Here is an 18,530-nt window from a genome sequence, read left to right on the forward strand (position 1 = left end):
GGCGCCTGCGCGTTCACCGCGGCGCGGCGGCCACCGCGGCGCGCAGGCGCTCGCGCAGCAGCACCGGCACGCTGCCCCCGGCGAGCAGCGCTTCGGCGCGTGCCAGTGCCGGCTGGTCGGCGCGCGCGGTCGCGGCCGCCAGCATCAGCCGCTGCTCCAGCCAGCAGGCCAGCGGATGCACCGGCGCGTCGTCGTCGAAGGCCACGGTGTCCAGCCAGCGCCGCGCCTCGTCGGGCCGGCCCTGCGCACGGGCGGCCGCGCTGCCGAGGTAGGCGCAGTGGAAGCGCACGTCGACCTCGTCCTGCACGTTCGTCGGCAGAAGCGCCAGCGCGTCTGCCTGCCGGCCTTCGGCCAGCGCCAGCGTCGCCTGCTTGATCGCCATGTTGGACGCGAACCAGCCCGCGTCGCCCACCGCAGCGGACGCGGCGAACGCTTCGTCCAGCAGCGGCCGCACCGCGGCCCACTCGCCGAGGTCGACGTGCAGGTCGGCCACCATCAGCAGGTAGCCGATGCGGGCCAGCGTGTTCGACTGGGAGCGCGACATGCGCAGCAGGTCGGCCGCCGCCGTGCGCGCCGCCTCGACTTCGCCGCGCAGGAAGTGCACGAAGAAGCGTGCCGCCTGGTAGTTGGTGCGGCCGCGGTTGTCGGCCGCCGGTGCCAGCGCGTCGCCTTCGTCCAGCAGCCGCAGCACGGCGTCGGTCTCGCCGGCGTCCAGGTAGGCCTGCAGCAACTGGAAATTCACTTCGCGGTGCACCGGCACGTTGCCGCTGCGCGCCGCGAGGGCGCGTGCCCGCTCGCCGACCGCCAGCGCCTGCTCGCGCTCGCCCTTCACGTTGTGCAGCAGGCACAGCGAGGACAGCGCACTGGCCAGGCCGGCCGTATTGCCGATCGATTCATGCACCGCCACCGCGCGCCGGGCATGGCGCTCGCAGGCGTCGAGGTCGCCGTGCCAGTTGCTGCACCGCGCCAGGTCGAGCAGCAGCGTCGCCAGTTCCTGCCGTTGCGCCGGCAGCGTCTCCAGCAGGGCCGCGGCGTCGCCCAGCGCGGCCATCGCTTCAGGCAGGCGGCCGGTGCGCATCAGTCCCGAGCCGCGCACGGCGAGCGCCATCGCGCGCTGGGCGGGGGTCGCACCGGCCAGCTCCGGCGCCAGCGCCTCCAGCACCGCGAGGCCCTCGGGAATGCGGTCGGTCAGGCACAGGTGCTCGGCGCGCGCGAGCTGCACGCCCAGCACATCGAGCACGGCCGATGCCGCATCGGCGGGCGCCGCGCCGGGCGCCGCATCGCGCTCGGAGGCCGCGGCCACGGCGGCCGCGAACGCCGCATCGGCGGCGGCCATGTCGCTGCGCCGGCGATGCACCGCGGCGCACGCGAGGTGTATCCGGGCCGCGTCCGCCCCACGCGCCCCATCGGCCAGTGCCTGCTCGAAGTGCATCAGGGCTTCAGCCAGCGCATGCACCTCGAGCGCCGCCTGCGCCGCGGCCAGGCGCCAGGGCAGCGCGCTGGCCGGCTGCATCGCGGCTTCCCACTGCGCGGCGGTCAGCGCGGGCGCGGCGCCGACGGACTCCAGCCGGCGCGCCAGCCGCTCGTGCAGCAGCCGGCGGCGGCCGCCCGACAGGCCCTGCACCAGCGACTGGCGCACGAGGTCGTGCGCGAAGCGCCAGCCGTTCGCGGTCTCGTGCACCAGCTGCGCCGAGCGTGCATGCTCGAGCGCCGAGATCACCGCCTCTTCGTCGTCGACGGCGTGGTGGGCCCCGGCCTCGCCGAAGCTCGCCAGCAGCCGCGCATCGATCTCGCCGCCGAGCAGGCTGGCCGCCTCGAGCACCCGCTGCACCGGGGCACCCAGCGCGCGCACCCGCGCCAGCACCGCGGCGCGCACGCTCGGCGGCACCGGCAGTTCCTCGTAGGCCTCGGTCTGCTCGTCGAACGGTGTGCTCCAGCCCTCGCCGCCACTGTCGGCGAAGAGCAGGCCCTGCTCGAACAGGTGGCGCAGCGTCTCGAGCATGAAGAAGGGGTTGCCTTCGGTGGCCCGGTGCAGGCGCTGCGAGAACAGCCGCCCGCCACCGGCGCCGGACAGCGCGTGCGTCAGCGCCAGCACCTCGGCCTCGGCGAAGCCTTCGAGCGCCACGGCCGCTCCGCGCTGGTGGTCGATGTCGCTGCGCATGCGTTCGAGCGCGGTGCGCGGCAGCTCGGCACTGCGGTAGCCGACGATCCACGCGACACCGTTGCCGCCGCCGGCCTCGCCGCTGTCCAGCCGCGACCACAGCTCGATGCTGGCCGCGTCGCTCCAGTGCCAGTCGTCGAGCACGAAGGCGCTGAAGTTGTCGAGCATCAGCAGCCGCCAGGCTTCGGCCGCGGCGCCGAGCAGGCGCTGCCGCGCTTCGTCGGTGGCCAGGGCCTGCACCGGCTCGCCCCATTCGGGCATCAGCTGCGCGAGCTCGCGCCGCACCCATTCCGGCAGATCGACCTCCGGCGCCGATGCGCGCAGCGCACGCAGCACGCGCACCACCGAGGCCCAGGGCTGCAGCGCGTCGTGCGGCTCGCAGGCGACGCGCAGCCAGGGCCCGCGCGAGGCGGCCAGCTCGCTGGCCAGGCGCGTCTTGCCGGTGCCGGCCGGCCCGTGCAGGTAGACGCGCTGGCCACGTCCCCAGGCGGTCAGCACGCGCTGCATCGCGGCATGGCGCGGTACGAACGGCACCTGCACCGGCAGCCCGGTGTTCGGCATCGGGGCGCTCGCCACCGGGGCACTCGCCACCGGGTCCCTCACGATGGCCACCGCCGGGCGCGCGGCGGGCTCGGCCGGCGCCTTCTCCGCCCCGCGCAGCGAGGCGGCCAGCACCTGCGCCGCGGGCGACGGCGCGGTCTCCAGCTCGGCCTGCAGCGCCGCGGTGAGCCGGGCATAAGCCGCCAGGGCCGCGGCGCGATGGCCGGACGCGGCCTGCAGGCGCATCACGGCGATCGCCGCTCGTTCGTTGCACGGGTCGGCGTCCCAGCGCCGGCCCTGCAGCTCGAGCGCGCGGTGGAGGTCGCCGCCGCGCTCGGCGCTGTCGGCCGCGGCGCTCAGGGCCTCGTCGTGGCGATCGGCCAGGCGGATGCGCCAGCGCTGCAGCCAGGCGTCGAAATCGGGGCTGCCGACACCATCGAGCCCCTCCATCGTCACGCCCATGCGCTCGGGCACGCGGCCTTCGTGCAGCAGCGACAACGCATCGACGGCCAGCGCCGTTTCGAGCGCCAGGCCGCCGCCGTCGGACTCGGCGATGCCCAGGCCCACGCGGCGCAGGCGGAACAGCTCGCGGCGCAGGTTGCGGCGGGCCGCGCCGGCCTCGGCATCGGGCCACAGCATCGACGACAGCGTGCTGCGCGCCATGGCGCCTTCGAACGCGATCAGCGCCAGCAGTGCCAGCGCCTTGCGCGTGCCGACGTGCTGCACGCGGCCGTCGTCACGCAGCAGGCAGGCAGGTCCCAGCAGCTGCAGCCGCAGCATCGGTTCGCGCGGGGCGACGGCAGCCATCGCGCCGGATCATAAGCAGCCGGCGCGGCCGCAGCCATGGCGCCCGCCCGGGCGCGGGCCGTCGCCCGGGCTTGCGTGCTTCAGGTGGCTCAGTGCTTGTGGCCGCCGCCTTCGCCCTTGCCGATCTGGCCGCGGATCTCGCCACCCGGGAATTGCTGGCTGTGCACGTTGGCGTAGGTGACGCCGGAACGCATGGCCGCGAGCAGTTCGTCGAACTCGCTCGCCGCGAGCCCCTGGCCGCCCGGGCCGAGCACATCGACCGCGGTGATGGTGCCGCTCAGCGTCGCCTGGCCCGCTGGGCAGGCCTGCGTGCCGGCCGGTCCATTGCCGAGGTTCGTGCACAGGAACACCGAGATGCCGCCATTGACCGAGTGCTGGCCGAAGTGGATGTGCGCCTGCAGCACCGGGGTCTCGATGCCTTCGTAATGCAGCTCCCAGGCGATCGTCGCGTCCTGGCGGTCGATGCGCATCTTGAAGTACCCGCTCGCCTTGGTCGATACCGCCGGCACCTCGTTGTAGCCGGACAGTTGCGCGCGCATCTCCGGCGGACCGTCGGCCCGGGCGGTCACCGCGAAAGCGCCCAGCACGACCATCGACACGCCCATCCAGGGGAAACGTTTCATCGCATGCTCCTTCCGCACGTTGCACCACGACCGTGGTGCAGACGTCTACGCGGCGGGCAGCGTGTCTATTCCCGCGGGGCTTGCATGCGCTTCAGCCGCGCCGGGCCTTCTCGATCGCCGCGATGTCGATCTTCTTCATCGTCATCATCGCGTCGAACGCCCGCTTGGCCACCGCCGGGTCGGCATCGGTGACCGCATCGATCAGCACGCGCGGCGTGATCTGCCACGACAGGCCCCACTTGTCCTTGCACCAGCCGCATTCACTTTCCTGGCCGCCGTTGCCGACGATGGCGTTCCACAGCCGGTCGGTCTCGGCCTGGTCGTCGGTGGCGATCTGGAACGAGAAGGCCTCGGTCTGCTTGAACGTGGGACCGCCGTTCAGGCCGATGCACGGGATGCCGGCGACGGTGAACTCCACCGTCAGCACGTCGCCCTGCTTGCCCGACGGGTAGTCGCCGGGCGCACGGTGGATCGCGCCGACCCGGCTGTCCGGAATGGTCTCGGCATAGAAGCGGGCCGCCGCTTCGGCGTCACGGTCGTACCAGATGCAGATGGTGTTCTTGGGCGCTTTCTTGGAGGGCATGGCATTTCCTTCGATCGCAGCGCGCGAACCGCGCGGACCTGCGATCTTCCACCCGGGTGGCCGGCGGTGGGAGTCGGAGTGCTCCTACACAGGTTGAACCAAAAAAACCTTGTGGGCGGCTGTCGATTCCGGCCGGGTTCGATCGTCGTGCAGATGAGCGCCTGCAACAGGCTGCCATCCACCACCCGAGGAGCTTCCGATGAACCTGACATTCCACCCCGCCCGGCGCGCGCGCCGCCCGCATGCGACCCTGCTCACCGGCCTGATGGCCCTGCTCGCGACGCTGGCACTGCTCTGGGCCGCGCCGGCGCAGGCCGCCGAGCCGGCGGCGCGGCCCGCCGCGAAGTCCGCCGCAGAGGCGGCCCAGCCGCGCCCGGCCGCCAGCGGCCGGATCACGGCCAACGGCATTGCCTACTATTACGAGATCCACGGCCGGACCGGCGAGCCGCTGCTGCTGCTGCACGGCGGCCTCGGCTCGATCGACATGTTCGGCCCGGTGTTGCCGGCGCTGGCGAAGTCGCGGCGCGTGATCGCCGTCGACCTGCACGGCCACGGCCGCACGCCGCTGGGCGATCGCCCGATCAGCCTGCCCGACATGGGCAACGACCTGGCCGGCGTGCTCGACCAGCTGGGCTTCGGCCAGGTCGACGTGCTCGGCTATTCGATGGGCGCCGGCGTCGCGTTCCGCCTCGCAGTGCAGCACCCGCAGAAGGTGCGCCGCCTCGTGCTGGCCTCCGGTGCGTTCGCCCAGGACGGCTTCTACCCCGAGATGCTGCCGATGCAGGCGCAGGTCGGCGCCGCGATGGCCGACGCGATGAAGGGCACGCCGATGTACGAGAGCTACGCCAAGGTGGCGCCGCGGCCGCAGGACTTCCCGAAGCTGCTCGACCGCATGGGCGAGCTGATGCGCCAGCCCTACGACTGGGCCGCGGACGTCAAGACGCTGAAGATGCCGGTGATGCTGGTCTACGGCGACAGCGACATGTTCCGGCCCGAGCACGTCGTGCGCTTCTACCAGCTGCTCGGCGGCGGCCTGCGCGATGCCGGCTGGCAGCGCGAGCACATGTCGCGCAATCGCCTCGCGATCCTGCCGGACCTGACGCACTACGAGCTGTTCGTGTCGCCGCGGCTGGCAGCCACCGTACTGCCCTTCCTCGACGGGCGCAGCGATGTGCGCAGCTGGGCGTCGCAAGTGAAGCGCTGAATACTCTGCCAGCCGATCGAACCACTATCCCAGGAGCACCCCATGTCCGGCAACACCGTCCGCCTGCACCGCGTCTTCACCGCGAAGCCCGACAAGCTCTACCGCGCCTTCACCGATCCCGACGCCTTCGCGCGCTGGCTGCCGCCCAATGGCTTCACGGGTCACGTGCATGAAATGGACGCCAAGGTGGGCGGCCGCTGGCGCATGTCGTTCACCAATTTCACGTCGGGCAACAGCCATTCGTTCGGCGGCCAGTACCTCGAGCTCCAGCCCGGCGAGCGCGTGCGCTACGACTGCCGCTTCGACGAGAACCTCAACCTGCCCGGCCTGATGCAGACCACCGTCACGTTGAAGGCGGTGTCCTGCGGCACCGAGGTGACCATCGTGCAGGAAGGCATCCCCGAGTCGATCCCGGTCGAGGCCTGCTACCTCGGCTGGCAGGAATCACTGCGCCACCTCGCGCGGCTGGTCGAGCCCGAGATCCCGGGCTGATCGGCGGCCCCGACGATCAGGCCGCCGGCGCCAGCACGGCCGACAGCCGCAGGCGCAGCAGCGCGGCCGGCACCTGCCGGTCGTCCGCATCGGTGACCAGCCACACGGTGTCGGCCACCGGGTCCGGATCGATCGTGATGCCCTCGACCTTGGCCGTCGATGCCAGCGCGTGCACGGCACGCACGCGCCCGTGCGCATCCACATGGCCGACCACCGAGCCGGCATTCGCGCCGTCGAGGTAGCTGTCGGCGGTGTCCTCGGCGGCCGCGCAGAACAGCCAGCCGCCGCCGGGCAGCGCGGCGCCGTCGGTAAAGCCCAGCGGCACCCCGCCGATCGCGCCGAGGTCATGGTGCTCGATCGTGCGCGGCGCGGGCGCCGCCGCTTCGCCGGCGAGCCAGCGCAGCACGCCCGCCAGGCGATAACGCACGCAGGCCCCCACCGGCAGGCCGCGGTGCGCGCGCTGCAGCAGGCAGACATCGTCGTCGGCGACCAGCAGGCCCTCGAGGTTCAGCTCGCCCAGCGTCGTGCGCAGCGCCTCGTGCAGCGGCGACAGGTCGACGATGCGAACAGGGCCCGCCGGCAGGCCGTGCCCGTCCAGCGCCAACAGCGCGCCGCGCCGGCGATTCGGCGTCGAGCCCGAGCCGGCCGCGAAGAGCGCGCCGTGCGGGTGGCCGGCGAAGGGTGGCAGCACGGTCAGCGCCTCGAGGTCCGGCTTGGCCGCCTTGCGCGCATGGTGCTCGGCCGGCAAGCCGCCCGCGAACAGCGGCAGCAGCCGGCCGGGTCCCGCGTCGCCGATGCGGAACAGCCCGAGCGTGTGCTCGTCGTCGGCGACCACCGCCAGGTGGCCGCGCAACGCGACGAGGCCGCTGGCCGCGCTGAGCGGCATGGCCGCACCCGCGGCATCGGCGACGGTCAGATGGCGGACGAGCTCGACGGACAACATCGCGCGATTCTGCCGCCCGGCCCTGCGTACGGCAGCGGACCTGCGCGCCGTCGAACGCGGCCGGGTGCACCACTTCGGCGCACTTCAGACCCCCGCGGGCCACGGCATCAGGGTTCGTCGCGATGGGTCGATGGCGCCCGCCCGGTAACCATCACGCCTCGCGCGCGCGGCCTGACGCCGCGCGCGCCGGATGGAGGTCGTCGTGGGCGTTGGGTGTGTGCGTTGGGGCCTGGCCGTGCTGGCATGGCTGGCCGCGGTGCTGCCGTGCTGGGCACAGGGGGTGGTGGTCGGGCCGCAGGGCGTGACCGGGCCGCCGGCGGCCGGCACGACGGCCACCGCCGCCGCGCTGACCGGCCCGCTCGGCGCGCACGCCAGCCTGTTCGACGAGACGCCCGGCCGGCCGCTCGACCTGGCCGGTGCGCGCGCGCAGCTCGCCGCCGGGGCCTTCCGCCCGTCGGCTGCCGAGGTGCCCAACCTCGGCAATGCCGCGCCGCCCCGCTGGATGCACCTGGTGGTGCACAACCCGGGCGACGTGCCACTGGCCTATCGCCTGTACGCGGCCGAGGGCTGGGTCGACCGCATCGACGTCTGGCTGGTCGCCGGCGATGCCGCGCAGGACCGCGCGCAGCAGCACTGGTCCGCCGGCGACGAACGCTCGCCCGGCCGCTACCTGCGCATCGGCATGGGCTTCGGCTTCGACACGCTGCTGCCGCCGGGCCGCAGCGAGGTCTTCGTGCGCGCCGACAGCGTCGATGCCGCGGCGATGACGCTGCGCCTGATCCCGCTGCACGCCACTGCCGCGATCGAGGGCGACGTGCAGCACTGGATGGGGCTGGTGCACGGCTTCCTGCTGGCGCTGGTGGCCACCTATGGCCTGCTGTGGCTGGCGCTGCGCGACCGCAACCACCTGCGCTACGTCGGCTACGTCGGCGCCTACCTCTACATGCACCTGGCGTACTCCGGCATCGGCCCGCAGCTGGCCTGGCCCGACGCGCCGGGCATCGGCCGCTACGCGATCCTGCTCGGCATGGTGCTGTTCTCCAGCGCCGGGCTGACCTTCGCACGCAGCTTCCTGGCGCTGCAGGAACACGCGCCGCGGCTCGACCGCATCGTCTGCTGGACCGTGCGCGGCGCGCTGGCGACGATGGCGCTGTTCATCGCGGTGAACGTGCAGCTCGCCGCGGTGCACCTGGCCTTCGCCTACATCACGCTGTTCACGTTATCGATGGTCGGCCTCGGGCTGGTGGCGCAGCGGCGCGGCCGCGAGCAGGCCGGCATCTTCGTGGTCGCGACGCTGGCCAGCATGCTCGGCACGCTGGTGACGACGCTGGCGGTGATGGGCGTGCTGCCGTTCAACATCGTCACCTTCCACGCGGTCGAGGCCGGCGTGATGCTCGAAGCGACGATCTGGGCGCTGGCGCTGGGCCTGCGGCTGCGCCGCCAGCGCGAGGACGGCGCGCGCGCCCGCGAGCTGGCCGAGCACGACCCGCTGACCGGCCTGCACAACCGCCGCGGCTTCCTCGAGCAGGCGCTGCCGGTGTACCTCACCGCGTCGCGCAATGCGCGGCCGCTGTCGGCCATCGTGCTGGACATCGACCACTTCAAGCGCATCAACGACCGCCACGGCCACGCCGGCGGCGACCGCACGCTGACCGACGTCGCCGAGCGCATCCGCGCCGCCTGCCGCGGTGGCGACATCGTCGCGCGCTGGGGCGGCGAGGAGTTCGTGATGCTGCTGCCCGAGACCGGCGCCGAACAGGCCCGCATGCTCGCCGAGCGGCTGCGCGAGACCTTCGCGAAGACGCCGCTGGTGCTGGCCGACGGCCAGGCGGTGGCCTTCACCGCGAGCTTCGGCGTCGCGGTGCGCGCCGACGGCATGAGCCTGGACCAGCTGCTGCAGGCGGCCGACATGGCGCTCTACCGCGCAAAGGACGCGGGGCGCGATCGGGTCGCGATGGCCGGCGACGGCTCACGCGAGGGCGAGCCGGCCGAGCAGTCGCGGCAGGCCGGCTGAATCGGCGTCCAGCAGCAGGCCCTCGCCGGAGCCGACGCCGGCGGCGAGCTGCGCCCCCAGCAGCGCCGTCAGCACGAACTGGTGCGTGACCCACGCGTCGAAGCGCCCGCGCCTGGCGCTCGCCACGGCGAGCGCCTGCCGCAGCGCGGTCAGCGCGGCCTCGCTGGTCGACTCGCTGCCGGCGCGCGGCGAGCCGAGCGCGGCCCACGGCTCCGCGCGGCCGAAGGCCAGGCGCGCGGTGTCCACGCAGCGGCACCACGGGCTCGAGCGCACCGCCGAGGGCTCGAGCCGCCGAGCGCGGAACCATGCGCCGATGCGCTGCGCCTGCGCGCGGCCCTCGTCGTTGAGGTTGCGCTGCGTGCCGCAGTCGTCGAGGCGGAAGCCGGGCGGGTCGTAGGTGCCGGGCGCGAGCGAGTGGCGGAAGGCGATCACCACGCCGCCGGCGGCCAGGCGCGCGGCGATGTCGGCCTCGCTGGCAGCGTGCGCAGCGCCGCAGCCGGCGGCGAGGCCGGCGATCAACACGTCACGGCGCTGCATCGTGAACCTCCGGTGTGGCCGGTGCGGTGTCCGGCAGCAGGCGCCGCCACTCGTCGCCGGGCATCGCCTCTATCACACAACCGGCGCGGCCATCGAATGCCGGCAGCTGCAGGCGGGCCGCATGCAGCCACAGCCGCGCCGTGCCCAGCCACGCCGCCACCGCACGGTTGTGCGGCCCCTTGCCGTGCGTGCTGTCGCCGATCAGCGGATGGCCGATGTGCTTGAAGTGGCGGCGGATCTGGTGGCGGCGGCCGGTCAGCGGCTCGACCTCGACCAGCGCGTAACGGCTCGTCGCATGGCGCCCGTCGGGGAACGGCCATTCGTGGCGCGCGAGCGTTCGATAACGCGTGAACGCCTCGACATGCTGCTGGCCGGTGGACGGGCGCTCGGGGTCGCGCGCCAGCGGCTGGTCGATCTCGCCCTGCGCGTCCGGCCAGCCGCGCACCAGCGCGAGGTAGCGCTTGTGCACCTGCCCGGCCTCGAAGGCCGCGCCGATCGCGCGCGCGGCGTCGGCGCTGCGCGCGAACAGCAGCACGCCGGACGTGCCCTTGTCGAGCCGGTGCACGGTCCACAGCGGCAGCTCGAGCTGCGCGCGCAGCAGGTCCAGCGCGTTGAGGTCCTCGTGCGCGTCGAGCGCGCTGCGGTGCACCAGGAGGCCGGGCGGCTTGTCGATCGCCACCAGGTGCTCGTCGGCATGCAGCAGCCGCAGCGGCGCCGCTGCCGGATCGCTGGCGTTCACGGCGCGGCCGTCCCCAGCTGCTGCAGTTCCCTCGTCAGCTGCGTCTCGAGCGAGCGGATGCTGTCGTAGACCAGGCAACGCTGGCCGCGCACGTCGAACAGCAGCTCCTTCTGGTCGCCGGCCAGCAGCACCGTGGGCACGCCGCGGCCCCAGGCGTAGCCGATCTCCAGGTAGACGTTCGCGTTGGCGCCGCTCAGGTCGGCCACCAGCAGCCGCGCGGAGTCGATGCGCTGCTTCACCCAGGCGATCACGTCGCCGGTGAACGAGGCCATGTCGGCCCGCTCGCACAGGTAGCCGGCGCTGCGGATCGCGGCTTCGATGCCGTAGTGGAAACGGTCGTCGAACTCCTTCGCGAACGGCATCGCGACGAAGACATGCGGCTTGTCGCGCGACGGCGCGCCGGCCGTGCGCAGCGCGGCGGTCGGCAGCGTCTGGTCGGCGCGGCCCTGCAGGCGCGGCACATCGATGGCGCCGCCCGGGAAGGTGACGGCCAGCTCGCGCTGCAGCCGCTGCGCGCGGCCCGGGTTGTGCTCGACGATGGCGATGCGGCGCAGCGCCGGCGGGAAGCGGCCGCGCTGCAACGCTTCCAGCAGGCCCGCCAGTTGCGCGCGGAAGGCCTCGGTCTCGTCGAGCCCGAAGCCGACGCCATGCACGGTCATCGCCACGCTCGACGTGTCCGGCAGCCGGTCAGCGAGGTCCTCGAGCGTGCGGCGCGCGAACGCGCGGATCTCGGCATAGCCGAAGTCGCCGAGCCGCTCGACGCCGATGAAGAGCAGGGCCGCGGCCCCGAGCAGGCCCCTGGAATCGACGAGGCTGGCCGAGCCCGGCGGCGGCAGCGGCACTTTCGGGAACACACCCGCCGCGTGGCTGTCCAGGCGCTGCACCACCAGCGCGTCGACGCCGTACAGGCCCTGTGCGTGCTTGAGGACGAGCACATCGGCCGCCACGGCAAGCGCGTCGGCCTGGAGCACGGCAATGTCCATCGGGCGGCCCTCGGATCGGTGATCGAGGGGCAGTGTAGGGCTCATCAACGTTGGGGACGATCGCCATCGGCGGCGCGGCGCTCGCCCCACGGGGCGCTTGACGCGCAGACCGCCTGGGTCCAATGCTCGGCCTCGTCCGGGCGCATGCCGCCGGCTCGCCCACCAGACGGGGAGAAGCTCGATGGAACGTTCCCTCACGCGCTGGCAGGTTCCGCTGCAGCCGGTCGGGTCATGGGAAGCCTCGGCGGTGCTCAGGCCGCTGTTCGGAACCATGTCGTACCTGCTGCCCGGCAGCCGTCCGCCGCCTCGATCGCGTGACAAGGCGCGTGAGATCGCGTTCACCGCCGACGAGGACTTCTGGCGCCAGGTGATCGATGACCAGTTGATCCCCGGAATGCGTGTCTTGCTGGACCGGTTTGTACTCTTCGATTGGTTTCCGCGTGCTCCTGGCCTCTACCACGCGCCGCACGCGAAATGGGTGCGCGACGAGGCTCTCCAATACCGCATGCCCAGCCTTGAGCAGGGGAAGCCGGGCGTGCATCGCGAGCCTTCCACAGCCGCGGACTACACCGTGGTGCTTGCACCGAGAGGAAAGTTGTCGATGCTGGAGGGGGGCGTCGGGTGCGTGCGGCTGAGGCCCATTCCGATCGAGGGCACGCTGCATTGGCTCGTCTCGGCTTCATCCGCCGGCGTGGCGCATGCCGGCATTCCGATCGCGATCCCGCAAGACCTGTACCTTGAACTGCTGGCGGACATCCGCGGGCGCAAGCCGTTCTGCGCGCGCGTGCGCGGCACGCTGGCGTTTCCGCCCGACCCCTTCTCGCGGCTGTTCGATGCCGCCGCGCGCATGCCTCGGCTGTACGTCAAGGTCGACGCGGTGGAGCGATGCCGGCCGAAGCCGCGCCTGGAGCCCGAGGCCACGGTGGCGGTGAGCTTCGTCAGCGCCTTCGAGGGCACCCCACGCACCTACGCCACCTATGTCACGTTCAGGCCGGACATCGACGGTTCATTCGACGAGGCCGTCGACTGGATGAAGGACGTGTATGTCGAAGGTACGCACCGCGGCCGCATCCTGACCGACTTCGACCAGACCCGCACGATCTTCCCGGAAGCGCGACTCGCACTCGACCGAGTGATGCGACGCCACGTGTCGCGCGGGGAACTGCAGGAGGTGCTGGAGCTGATGCAGCTGCAAGGCGCTGCCGACCGTCTCTTCGACGAGATCGATCGGGCGAACCTTCTGCCACCGGCGGGCCAGGCTCAGCGCGACACGGTGTTCATCAGCTATTCGCACGCGGCGGAACAGCGGACGGGGTGGGTCAAACGAATCCGGACCCACCTCGGGGCGTTGCCGCCGGACAAGGTCGAGGTGTGGGATGACTCGCGCATCCGGCCCGGCGACCGCTGGCGTGCGGAGATCGACGCGGCCCTGCGCCGCGCGCGCGTGGCCATCGTGGTTCTGACGCCTGACTTCCTGGCCTCGAGCTTCATCCGCGAGTCCGAGCTTCCAGCGCTGCTTAGTGCAGCGGAAGCCGGCGGCGCACAGGTCCTGTGCGTCTACGGCGGCGACGTCCACCTGTCCGGCGACGCCGCGCGGCTCGAGCAATACCAGTTCGTCAACGACATGACCAAGCCGCTGCAGGGCATGGCCCCCGCCGAGCGCGAGGCCGTGTTCAAGCAGCTGGCGGCTTCGGTCGATCGCATCGTCCAGCACGGGCGCTGATTCGCGCCGACGCGCGGTCCAGCCGCTTCAGCGCCCTTCGGCGCGCTGCAGCACCCGCATCTCGTGGTCCAGCATGCGCCGGCGCAGCCCGTCGGTCGCCAGGCCGAGGAAGGTCACCGCGCCGTGGATCGCCAGGCCCAGGCCCCAGCCCAGCAGCGGGAACTGGTGCCAGCGGGTGTCGCCGGTGACCTGGTTCAGCAGGAACAGGCCCAGGTTCACCAGCACGTAGACGGTGGCGTGGATGAAGAAGCCGATCTTGCGGCGCACGCGGCGCTGGGCTCGGGCTTGCAGGCTGTCGCGGTCGGTGGTCATCGTCGGTCTCCGGGTGTCGGTGGGAATGGACGCATCGTGCGTCGCCGCTCGGCGCCGGGCCAGCGACCGGCGACGAAACGGCGGCCGGCGCGCGCGAAACGACGGCCCCGGGCCGCGAGACGCGGCCGGCGTCCGTGGCAGGATCGCCCGCTTCCCGCGCCCTGCCCTCCACCCCGCCGTGGCCCTGCACGCCGTCCGCCGCTTCGCCCTGCCGCTGCCCGCACACCGCCAGGTGTTCGCGGCCTTCTTCCTGTACGCGTTCAGCTTCGGCGGCTTCTTCCCGCGGCTGGCGGAGCTGCAGCGCTCGATGGGCGTCAGCGAAGGCGAGCTCGGCCTCGGCTTGATCGGTGCGGCCTGCGGCACCTTGATCGCGCTGAGCGTCGCCGGCCGGCCGGTCGAGCGCCTCGGCCACCGGCGCACGCTGCTGTGGCTGATGCCGCTGCTGCCGGTGTTCTACGCGCTGGCCGCGCATGCGCGCGGGCCGCTGGCGCTGTTCCTGTGCCTGCTGCCGGCGGGGCTGTGCATCGGCACGATCGAGCTGGTGGTGAACCTGGAAGCCGACCGCGTCGAGCACCAGGGCGGCCGCCGCATCATGAACCGCGCGCACGCGTTCTGGAGCTTCGGCTTCTTCGGCGCCGGGCTGCTCGGTTCGCTGGCCGCACGGCTGGCGATCCCGCCGCAGTGGCACCTGGCGGCGATGGTGCCGCTGACCGCGCTGCTGGTGCTGGGGCTGCTGGGCCGCTTCGACGACGCGCCGCAGCGTGCCGGCACCAGCGACGAGCCCGCCCACCACGTCGCGCGGCCGACGCTGGCGATCATGGGCCTGGTGCTGTTCTCGCTGTCGGCGCTGGTGCTCGAAGGCGCGGGCATCGACTGGTCGGCGATCTACATGCGCGACGTCTTCGGCGCGGTGCCGTTCCAGGGCGCGCTGGCCGTCACCTGCGTCGCGCTGGCCCAGGGCATCGCGCGTTATGTCGCCGACCGCTTCGTCGAGCGCCACAGCCCGCGCGCGATCGCGCGCACCTTGCTCGCGGTGCTGGCGGCGGGCACCGCGCTGGTGGCCGGCGCCCCGGCGATGCCGCTGGCGCTGCTGGGCTTCGCACTGATCGGCATCGGCACCAGCGTGATGTTCCCGCTGGCGATGTCGGCGGCCGCGCAGCGCACGGACCGGCCGGCGGCCACCAACGTCGCCGCGCTGGCGCAGATCTCCTTCGTCAGCTTCCTGCTGGCGCCGCCGCTGCTCGGCTTCGTCGCCGAGCACTGGGGCATCCGATGGACCTTCGGCCTCGGGCTGCCGCTGGTGGTGCTGAGCGTCGCGTTGTCGCCGGTGCTCAGCCGATCTCGATGAGCACCTTGCCGAAGTGCTGCTGCGCGGCGAGGTGCTCGTAGGCCTGGCGCGCCTGGCCGAAGGGGAAGACGCGGTCGATCAGCGGCGCGAAGTGCGCGGTCTCGACGAAACGCAGCAGCGACTCCGCCATCGCACGGCTGCCGACCAGCACGCCGCGCAGCCGCAGCGCGCCGTCGATCAGCGCATCGGCATCCACTTCGCCGCCCCAGCCCGAGGTGCCGCCGATGACCGCGACGGTGCCGCCATGGCGCGTCGCGGCCATCGAGCGCGCCAGCGTCTCGCGGCCGGCGGTCTCCAGCACCCGGTCGACGCCGCGGCCGCCGGCGAGCTCGCGCACGCGTGGCGCCCAGTCGGGCATGCTGCGGTGGTTGATCGTCGCGAAGGCGCCGAGCGCCAGCGCCCGTTCGCGCTTGTGCTCGTCCGACGACGTCACGATCATGCGCAGCCCCGCGGCGCGGCCCAGCTGCAGCGCCCACAACGAGACGCCACCGGTGCCCAGCGCCAGCACGGTGTCGCCGGGCCGCGCCGGGTCGTCGCCGAAGAGCGCGTTCCAGGCGGTGACGCCGGCGCAGGGCAGCGTCGCGGCCTGGCGGAAGTCCAGGCCGTCGGGCAGCACCACCCAGGCCGACTCCGGCAGCACCACCTCCTCGGCCAGCAGGCCGGGCCCGCGGCCGCCGAGCGCGCCGGCGGTCTTCTCCGGCGTCGGCGGGCCGTCGGCCCAGCGCGGGAAGAAGTTGCTCATCACGCGCTGGCCGACCGCGAGCCGCGTCACCGCCTCGCCCACCGCGACGACCACGCCGGCGCCGTCGGACAGCGGCACGTGCGGCGGCACCGGCGCGGTCGATGCGGCGATCGTCAGGTCGCGGTGGTTCAGCGACACGGCATGCACGCGCACCCGCACGTCGTGCGGGCCGACCGGCGGCGTCGGCAGCTCGCAGCGTTCGAGGCCGGCCGGTCCCTGGCCGCGGTGAAGGTGGTAGGCCTGCATGGCAGATGCTCCTGGGGGTGACTTGTCTTGCCACGCACTCTAGGGGTCCACAGCATCGCCATTGATTCATCTTCGGACGATCAGAGTTGCCGATCTGGAACCAATCGAGCCGAGAATGCGCCAATGACCCATGCCGCAGACCGCCTCAAGGGCGTCGCCACCTTCGTGCAGGCAGCCGAGGCCGGCAGCTTCGCCGTCGCCGCCGAACGCCTGCGCATGACGCGCTCGGCCGTCGGCAAGCAGGTGGCCGGCCTGGAACGGCGGCTGGGCACGCGGCTTTTCAACCGCTCGACGCGGCGCCAGAGCCTGACCGAGGACGGCCAGGCCTACTTCGAGCGCTGCAAGCGCGCGCTGGCCGAGATCGACGCCGCCGAAGCCTCGCTGGACGCGAAGGACCGCCAGCTGACGGGGCGCCTGCGCGTCAGCGTGCCGCTGCACCTGGGGCGGCACCTCGCCGCGCCCATCCTCGCGCGGCTGCTGAACGCGCACCCGCGCCTGGACCTCGAGCTCTCGTTCAACGACCGCGTGATCGACCTGCTGGAGGACGGCATCGACCTCGCGCTGCGGCTGGGCCCGCTGCGCGACAGCAGCACGCTGGCGGCGCGTTCGCTGGGCCATTTCGACTTCCTGCTGTGCGCGGCGCCGCGCTACCTGCGCCGGCACGGCATGCCGAAGACGGCGGACGACTTCGAGCGCCACGTCGGCATCGTCTACGCGCGCAGCGGGCCCGAATCGCCGTGGCTCGCGGCCGGCGCCGGCGGGGTCGAGCAGGAACTTCGCGTGCAGCGCCGCATCCGCATGGACGACCTCGACGCGATCGCCGACGCGGTGCTCGCGGGCCACGGCATCGCGCGGCTGCCGCGCTGGCTGGCCGCGGCGCACGTGCAGGCCGGCACGCTGCGCTGGGTGTGGGAAGGCCGGCATGCGCAGCGCATGGCAGTGCATGCCGTGTGGCCGCACACGCCGTTCCTGCCGATGAAGACGCGCGTGGCGATCGACCGCCTGGCGGCCGATCTGCCGCAGGCGCTGGAAAGCGGGCTCGTGTCCCGATGAGCAAACCCGTCGCCCCGCCGCCGCAGGACCCCGAGCTGCTGCGCCGCCTGCTGCGCGCGAAGGACCGCATGGACGCCGCGTCGCAGGAGGCCTGGCCGGTGGCGCGGCTGGCGGACGTCAGCGGCGTGTCCGAGGCCCACTTCGCGCGTTCGTTCAAGCAGGCGTTCGGCGTGCCGCCGCACCGCTACCTGCTGACGCGCCGCATCGAGCGCGCGACCACGCTGCTGCGCGACACCGACCAGCCGATCATCGACATCGCGTTCCAGACCGGCTGGGAAAGCCTGGGCACCTTCGGCCGCACCTTCCGCGACATCACCGGCGAGAGCCCGCGCGCGGTGCGCGAACGCGCGCGTGCCGCCGCGAACGCGCTGGACCAGGTGCCGCCGTGCTTCCTGGCCGCCGGGCAGCGTCCCGACCTGACGACAGCAGTTTCGGAGAAGCGCCGCCAGGAGGACGCCGGTACAAACCGGTCTGTCGAAAACGGAACGGAGTCAAACAAATGACGCAAGGTGTTCAGGTGGTGGGTCTCTACGTGCGAGACCAGGACGAGGCGATCGCCTTCTATGTCGACAAGCTCGGCTTCCGCGTGCACACGGACGCCCGCAATGGCGACTACCGCTGGCTGACGGTGCAGCTTCCCGACCAGCCGTCGTTCCAGCTCGGGCTGTTCGTGCCCGGGCCGCCGACGGTGGACGCGGCCAGCGCGCAGACGCTGAAGGCGCTGGTCGCCAAGGGCGCGATGCCGCCGCTGGTGATGACGGTGGACGACTGCCGGGCGACGTACGACCGCCTGCTCGGACGCGGCGTGGAGTTCACGCAGGAACCGGTGGAGCGCTACGGCAGCGTCGACGCGAGCTTCCGCGACCCGTCGGGCAACGGCTGGAAACTGATCCAGTCGCGCGGTTGAACCCGGTGGCCACGATGTGCCTGGCCTACATCGCACTGATGACGACGAAAGGAGACCCTCGTGAACCGGACCCAGGGACAGCGGCGGGTGGCCGCATGAAGCGCGAGCCGACGACGCCGGCCGGCACCGCCGGCTCGGCCAGCGCGCTGATCGACGGCCGCATCGCCGAACTCGGCGACTGGCGCGGCGAGCTGCTGGCGACGCTGCGCGCGTTGATCCACGCCGCGCTGCCCGGAGTCACCGAGGAATGGAAGTGGAGCAATCCGGTGTGGTCGCAGGACGGCATCGTCTGCACCGGCGAGAGCTACAAGAAGGTCGTGAAGCTGACCTTCCCGCACGGCGCCTCGCTGCCCGACCCGGCGGGCCTGTTCAATTCGAGCCTCGACGGCAACGTGCGCCGCGCGATCGACTTCGCCGAAGTCGCCGAGCTCGACAGGAAGGCGCTGACCGCGCTGTTCAAGGCCGCCGCCGACTTCAACCGCTCGGCCACGCAGCGCAAGCGGTGAAACCGAGGGGGCGCTGACGAATCCCTGGGGAAGCCGCGCGACGATACTCGCGGCTTTCGGGCGCCCG

At 72.8% G+C, this 18,530-nt stretch carries 18 protein-coding genes; 9 read left to right on the forward strand and 9 right to left on the reverse strand.

The window, feature by feature from the left end; translation table 11 throughout:
- Positions 1-13: 13 nt before the first annotated feature.
- The 3 genes from P1K89_RS21455 to P1K89_RS21465 all read right to left on the reverse strand — a co-directional run bounded on the left by P1K89_RS21455 (position 14) and on the right by P1K89_RS21465 (position 4,714).
- On the reverse strand, positions 14-3,508 hold the full coding sequence (locus P1K89_RS21455; protein ID WP_284618563.1) for an ATP-binding protein: 3,495 nt from the start codon (positions 3,506-3,508) through the stop codon (positions 14-16).
- A gap of 89 nt (positions 3,509-3,597) precedes the next feature.
- Positions 3,598-4,131 carry a CHRD domain-containing protein gene (locus P1K89_RS21460; protein WP_284618564.1) on the reverse strand — a complete coding sequence of 178 codons (534 nt, stop codon included), beginning with the start codon at positions 4,129-4,131 and terminating at the stop codon, positions 3,598-3,600.
- Positions 4,132-4,222: 91 nt separating this feature from the next.
- Positions 4,223-4,714: a VOC family protein gene (locus P1K89_RS21465; RefSeq protein WP_284618565.1), complete on the reverse strand. Its 492-nt coding sequence runs from the start codon at positions 4,712-4,714 to the stop codon at positions 4,223-4,225.
- A 199-nt stretch (positions 4,715-4,913) separates the two neighbouring features.
- On the opposite strand from P1K89_RS21465, the gene P1K89_RS21470 reads away from it, so the two are divergent.
- Positions 4,914-5,918 (forward strand): alpha/beta fold hydrolase, encoded by a 1,005-nt coding sequence (locus P1K89_RS21470; RefSeq protein ID WP_284618566.1) that lies wholly within the window; start codon positions 4,914-4,916, stop codon positions 5,916-5,918.
- Positions 5,919-5,960: 42 nt separating this feature from the next.
- A complete protein-coding gene (locus tag P1K89_RS21475) occupies positions 5,961-6,410 on the forward strand; it encodes an SRPBCC family protein (protein ID WP_284618567.1) in 450 nt (149 codons plus the stop codon).
- Between the two features lie 16 nt (positions 6,411-6,426).
- Here P1K89_RS21475 and P1K89_RS21480 read toward each other — a convergent pair whose 3' ends face one another.
- Positions 6,427-7,353 (reverse strand): DUF6929 family protein, encoded by a 927-nt coding sequence (locus P1K89_RS21480; protein ID WP_284618568.1) that lies wholly within the window; start codon positions 7,351-7,353, stop codon positions 6,427-6,429.
- A 202-nt stretch (positions 7,354-7,555) separates the two neighbouring features.
- Between P1K89_RS21480 and P1K89_RS21485 the strand changes: the two genes are divergently transcribed.
- Positions 7,556-9,367 (forward strand): diguanylate cyclase, encoded by a 1,812-nt coding sequence (locus tag P1K89_RS21485; RefSeq protein ID WP_284618569.1) that lies wholly within the window; start codon positions 7,556-7,558, stop codon positions 9,365-9,367.
- Here the strand turns inward: P1K89_RS21485 and P1K89_RS21490 are convergent.
- The 3 genes from P1K89_RS21490 to P1K89_RS21500 are packed head-to-tail and all read right to left on the reverse strand — an operon-like array spanning position 9,323 to position 11,626.
- Complete coding sequence (locus tag P1K89_RS21490; RefSeq protein ID WP_284618570.1) at positions 9,323-9,904, reverse strand: histidine phosphatase family protein; 582 nt, start codon at positions 9,902-9,904, stop codon at positions 9,323-9,325. The genes P1K89_RS21485 and P1K89_RS21490 overlap by 45 nt on opposite strands.
- Complete coding sequence (locus tag P1K89_RS21495; protein WP_284618571.1) at positions 9,891-10,643, reverse strand: pseudouridine synthase; 753 nt, start codon at positions 10,641-10,643, stop codon at positions 9,891-9,893. Before P1K89_RS21495 ends, P1K89_RS21490 begins: the two co-directional genes overlap by 14 nt.
- On the reverse strand, positions 10,640-11,626 hold the full coding sequence (locus tag P1K89_RS21500) for a hypothetical protein (RefSeq protein ID WP_284618572.1): 987 nt from the start codon (positions 11,624-11,626) through the stop codon (positions 10,640-10,642). The genes P1K89_RS21495 and P1K89_RS21500 overlap by 4 nt, the downstream gene beginning before the upstream one ends.
- A 181-nt stretch (positions 11,627-11,807) precedes the next feature.
- Here P1K89_RS21500 and P1K89_RS21505 point away from each other — a divergent pair, with 181 nt between their 5' ends.
- The gene (locus P1K89_RS21505) at positions 11,808-13,349 is read left to right on the forward strand and encodes a toll/interleukin-1 receptor domain-containing protein (RefSeq protein ID WP_284618573.1); all 1,542 of its coding nucleotides are present in this window, start codon (positions 11,808-11,810) and stop codon (positions 13,347-13,349) included.
- A gap of 27 nt (positions 13,350-13,376) precedes the next feature.
- Here the strand turns inward: P1K89_RS21505 and P1K89_RS21510 are convergent, their stop codons facing one another.
- On the reverse strand, positions 13,377-13,661 hold the full coding sequence (locus P1K89_RS21510; protein WP_284618574.1) for a 2TM domain-containing protein: 285 nt from the start codon (positions 13,659-13,661) through the stop codon (positions 13,377-13,379).
- Between the two features lie 178 nt (positions 13,662-13,839).
- On the opposite strand from P1K89_RS21510, the gene P1K89_RS21515 reads away from it, so the two are divergent.
- Positions 13,840-15,009, forward strand: a complete 1,170-nt coding sequence (locus P1K89_RS21515) for an MFS transporter (protein WP_284618575.1) — start codon at positions 13,840-13,842, stop codon at positions 15,007-15,009.
- Here the strand turns inward: P1K89_RS21515 and P1K89_RS21520 are convergent.
- The gene (locus P1K89_RS21520; RefSeq protein ID WP_284618576.1) at positions 14,993-15,997 is read right to left on the reverse strand and encodes a zinc-dependent alcohol dehydrogenase family protein; all 1,005 of its coding nucleotides are present in this window, start codon (positions 15,995-15,997) and stop codon (positions 14,993-14,995) included. The genes P1K89_RS21515 and P1K89_RS21520 overlap by 17 nt on opposite strands.
- A 123-nt stretch (positions 15,998-16,120) precedes the next feature.
- Here P1K89_RS21520 and P1K89_RS21525 point away from each other — a divergent pair, with 123 nt between their 5' ends.
- The 4 genes from P1K89_RS21525 (at position 16,121) to P1K89_RS21540 (ending at position 18,463) form a co-directional block, all read left to right on the forward strand.
- The gene (locus P1K89_RS21525; protein WP_284618577.1) at positions 16,121-17,050 is read left to right on the forward strand and encodes a LysR family transcriptional regulator; all 930 of its coding nucleotides are present in this window, start codon (positions 16,121-16,123) and stop codon (positions 17,048-17,050) included.
- Positions 17,047-17,553: a helix-turn-helix transcriptional regulator gene (locus tag P1K89_RS21530; protein WP_284618578.1), complete on the forward strand. Its 507-nt coding sequence runs from the start codon at positions 17,047-17,049 to the stop codon at positions 17,551-17,553. The genes P1K89_RS21525 and P1K89_RS21530 overlap by 4 nt, the downstream gene beginning before the upstream one ends.
- A complete protein-coding gene (locus P1K89_RS21535; RefSeq protein WP_284618579.1) occupies positions 17,550-17,957 on the forward strand; it encodes a VOC family protein in 408 nt (135 codons plus the stop codon). The genes P1K89_RS21530 and P1K89_RS21535 overlap by 4 nt, the downstream gene beginning before the upstream one ends.
- 95 nt (positions 17,958-18,052) lie before the next feature.
- On the forward strand, positions 18,053-18,463 hold the full coding sequence (locus tag P1K89_RS21540) for a DUF1801 domain-containing protein (protein WP_284618580.1): 411 nt from the start codon (positions 18,053-18,055) through the stop codon (positions 18,461-18,463).
- Positions 18,464-18,530 lie beyond the last annotated feature (67 nt).

It is taken from the genome of Aquabacterium humicola (assembly GCF_030167915.1).
Taxonomy (GTDB): domain Bacteria; phylum Pseudomonadota; class Gammaproteobacteria; order Burkholderiales; family Burkholderiaceae_C; genus Pseudaquabacterium; species Pseudaquabacterium humicola.

Bases quoted from the DNA above. Each gene is read 5' to 3' on its own strand.
- P1K89_RS21470 (WP_284618566.1), top strand. From the start codon at position 4,914: ATGAACCTGACATTCCACCCCGCCCGGCGCGCGCGCCGCCCGCATGCG.
- P1K89_RS21520 (WP_284618576.1), bottom strand. From the start codon at position 15,997: ATGCAGGCCTACCACCTTCACCGCGGCCAGGGACCGGCCGGCCTCGAA.
- P1K89_RS21505 (WP_284618573.1), top strand. From the start codon at position 11,808: ATGGAACGTTCCCTCACGCGCTGGCAGGTTCCGCTGCAGCCGGTCGGG.
- P1K89_RS21455 (WP_284618563.1), bottom strand. From the start codon at position 3,508: ATGGCTGCCGTCGCCCCGCGCGAACCGATGCTGCGGCTGCAGCTGCTG.
- P1K89_RS21480 (WP_284618568.1), bottom strand. From the start codon at position 7,353: ATGTTGTCCGTCGAGCTCGTCCGCCATCTGACCGTCGCCGATGCCGCG.
- P1K89_RS21490 (WP_284618570.1), bottom strand. From the start codon at position 9,904: ATGCAGCGCCGTGACGTGTTGATCGCCGGCCTCGCCGCCGGCTGCGGC.
- P1K89_RS21465 (WP_284618565.1), bottom strand. From the start codon at position 4,714: ATGCCCTCCAAGAAAGCGCCCAAGAACACCATCTGCATCTGGTACGAC.
- P1K89_RS21540 (WP_284618580.1), top strand. From the start codon at position 18,053: ATGAAGCGCGAGCCGACGACGCCGGCCGGCACCGCCGGCTCGGCCAGC.
- P1K89_RS21530 (WP_284618578.1), top strand. From the start codon at position 17,047: ATGAGCAAACCCGTCGCCCCGCCGCCGCAGGACCCCGAGCTGCTGCGC.
- P1K89_RS21475 (WP_284618567.1), top strand. From the start codon at position 5,961: ATGTCCGGCAACACCGTCCGCCTGCACCGCGTCTTCACCGCGAAGCCC.
- P1K89_RS21460 (WP_284618564.1), bottom strand. From the start codon at position 4,131: ATGAAACGTTTCCCCTGGATGGGCGTGTCGATGGTCGTGCTGGGCGCT.
- P1K89_RS21510 (WP_284618574.1), bottom strand. From the start codon at position 13,661: ATGACCACCGACCGCGACAGCCTGCAAGCCCGAGCCCAGCGCCGCGTG.
- P1K89_RS21535 (WP_284618579.1), top strand. From the start codon at position 17,550: ATGACGCAAGGTGTTCAGGTGGTGGGTCTCTACGTGCGAGACCAGGAC.
- P1K89_RS21525 (WP_284618577.1), top strand. From the start codon at position 16,121: ATGACCCATGCCGCAGACCGCCTCAAGGGCGTCGCCACCTTCGTGCAG.
- P1K89_RS21500 (WP_284618572.1), bottom strand. From the start codon at position 11,626: ATGGACATTGCCGTGCTCCAGGCCGACGCGCTTGCCGTGGCGGCCGAT.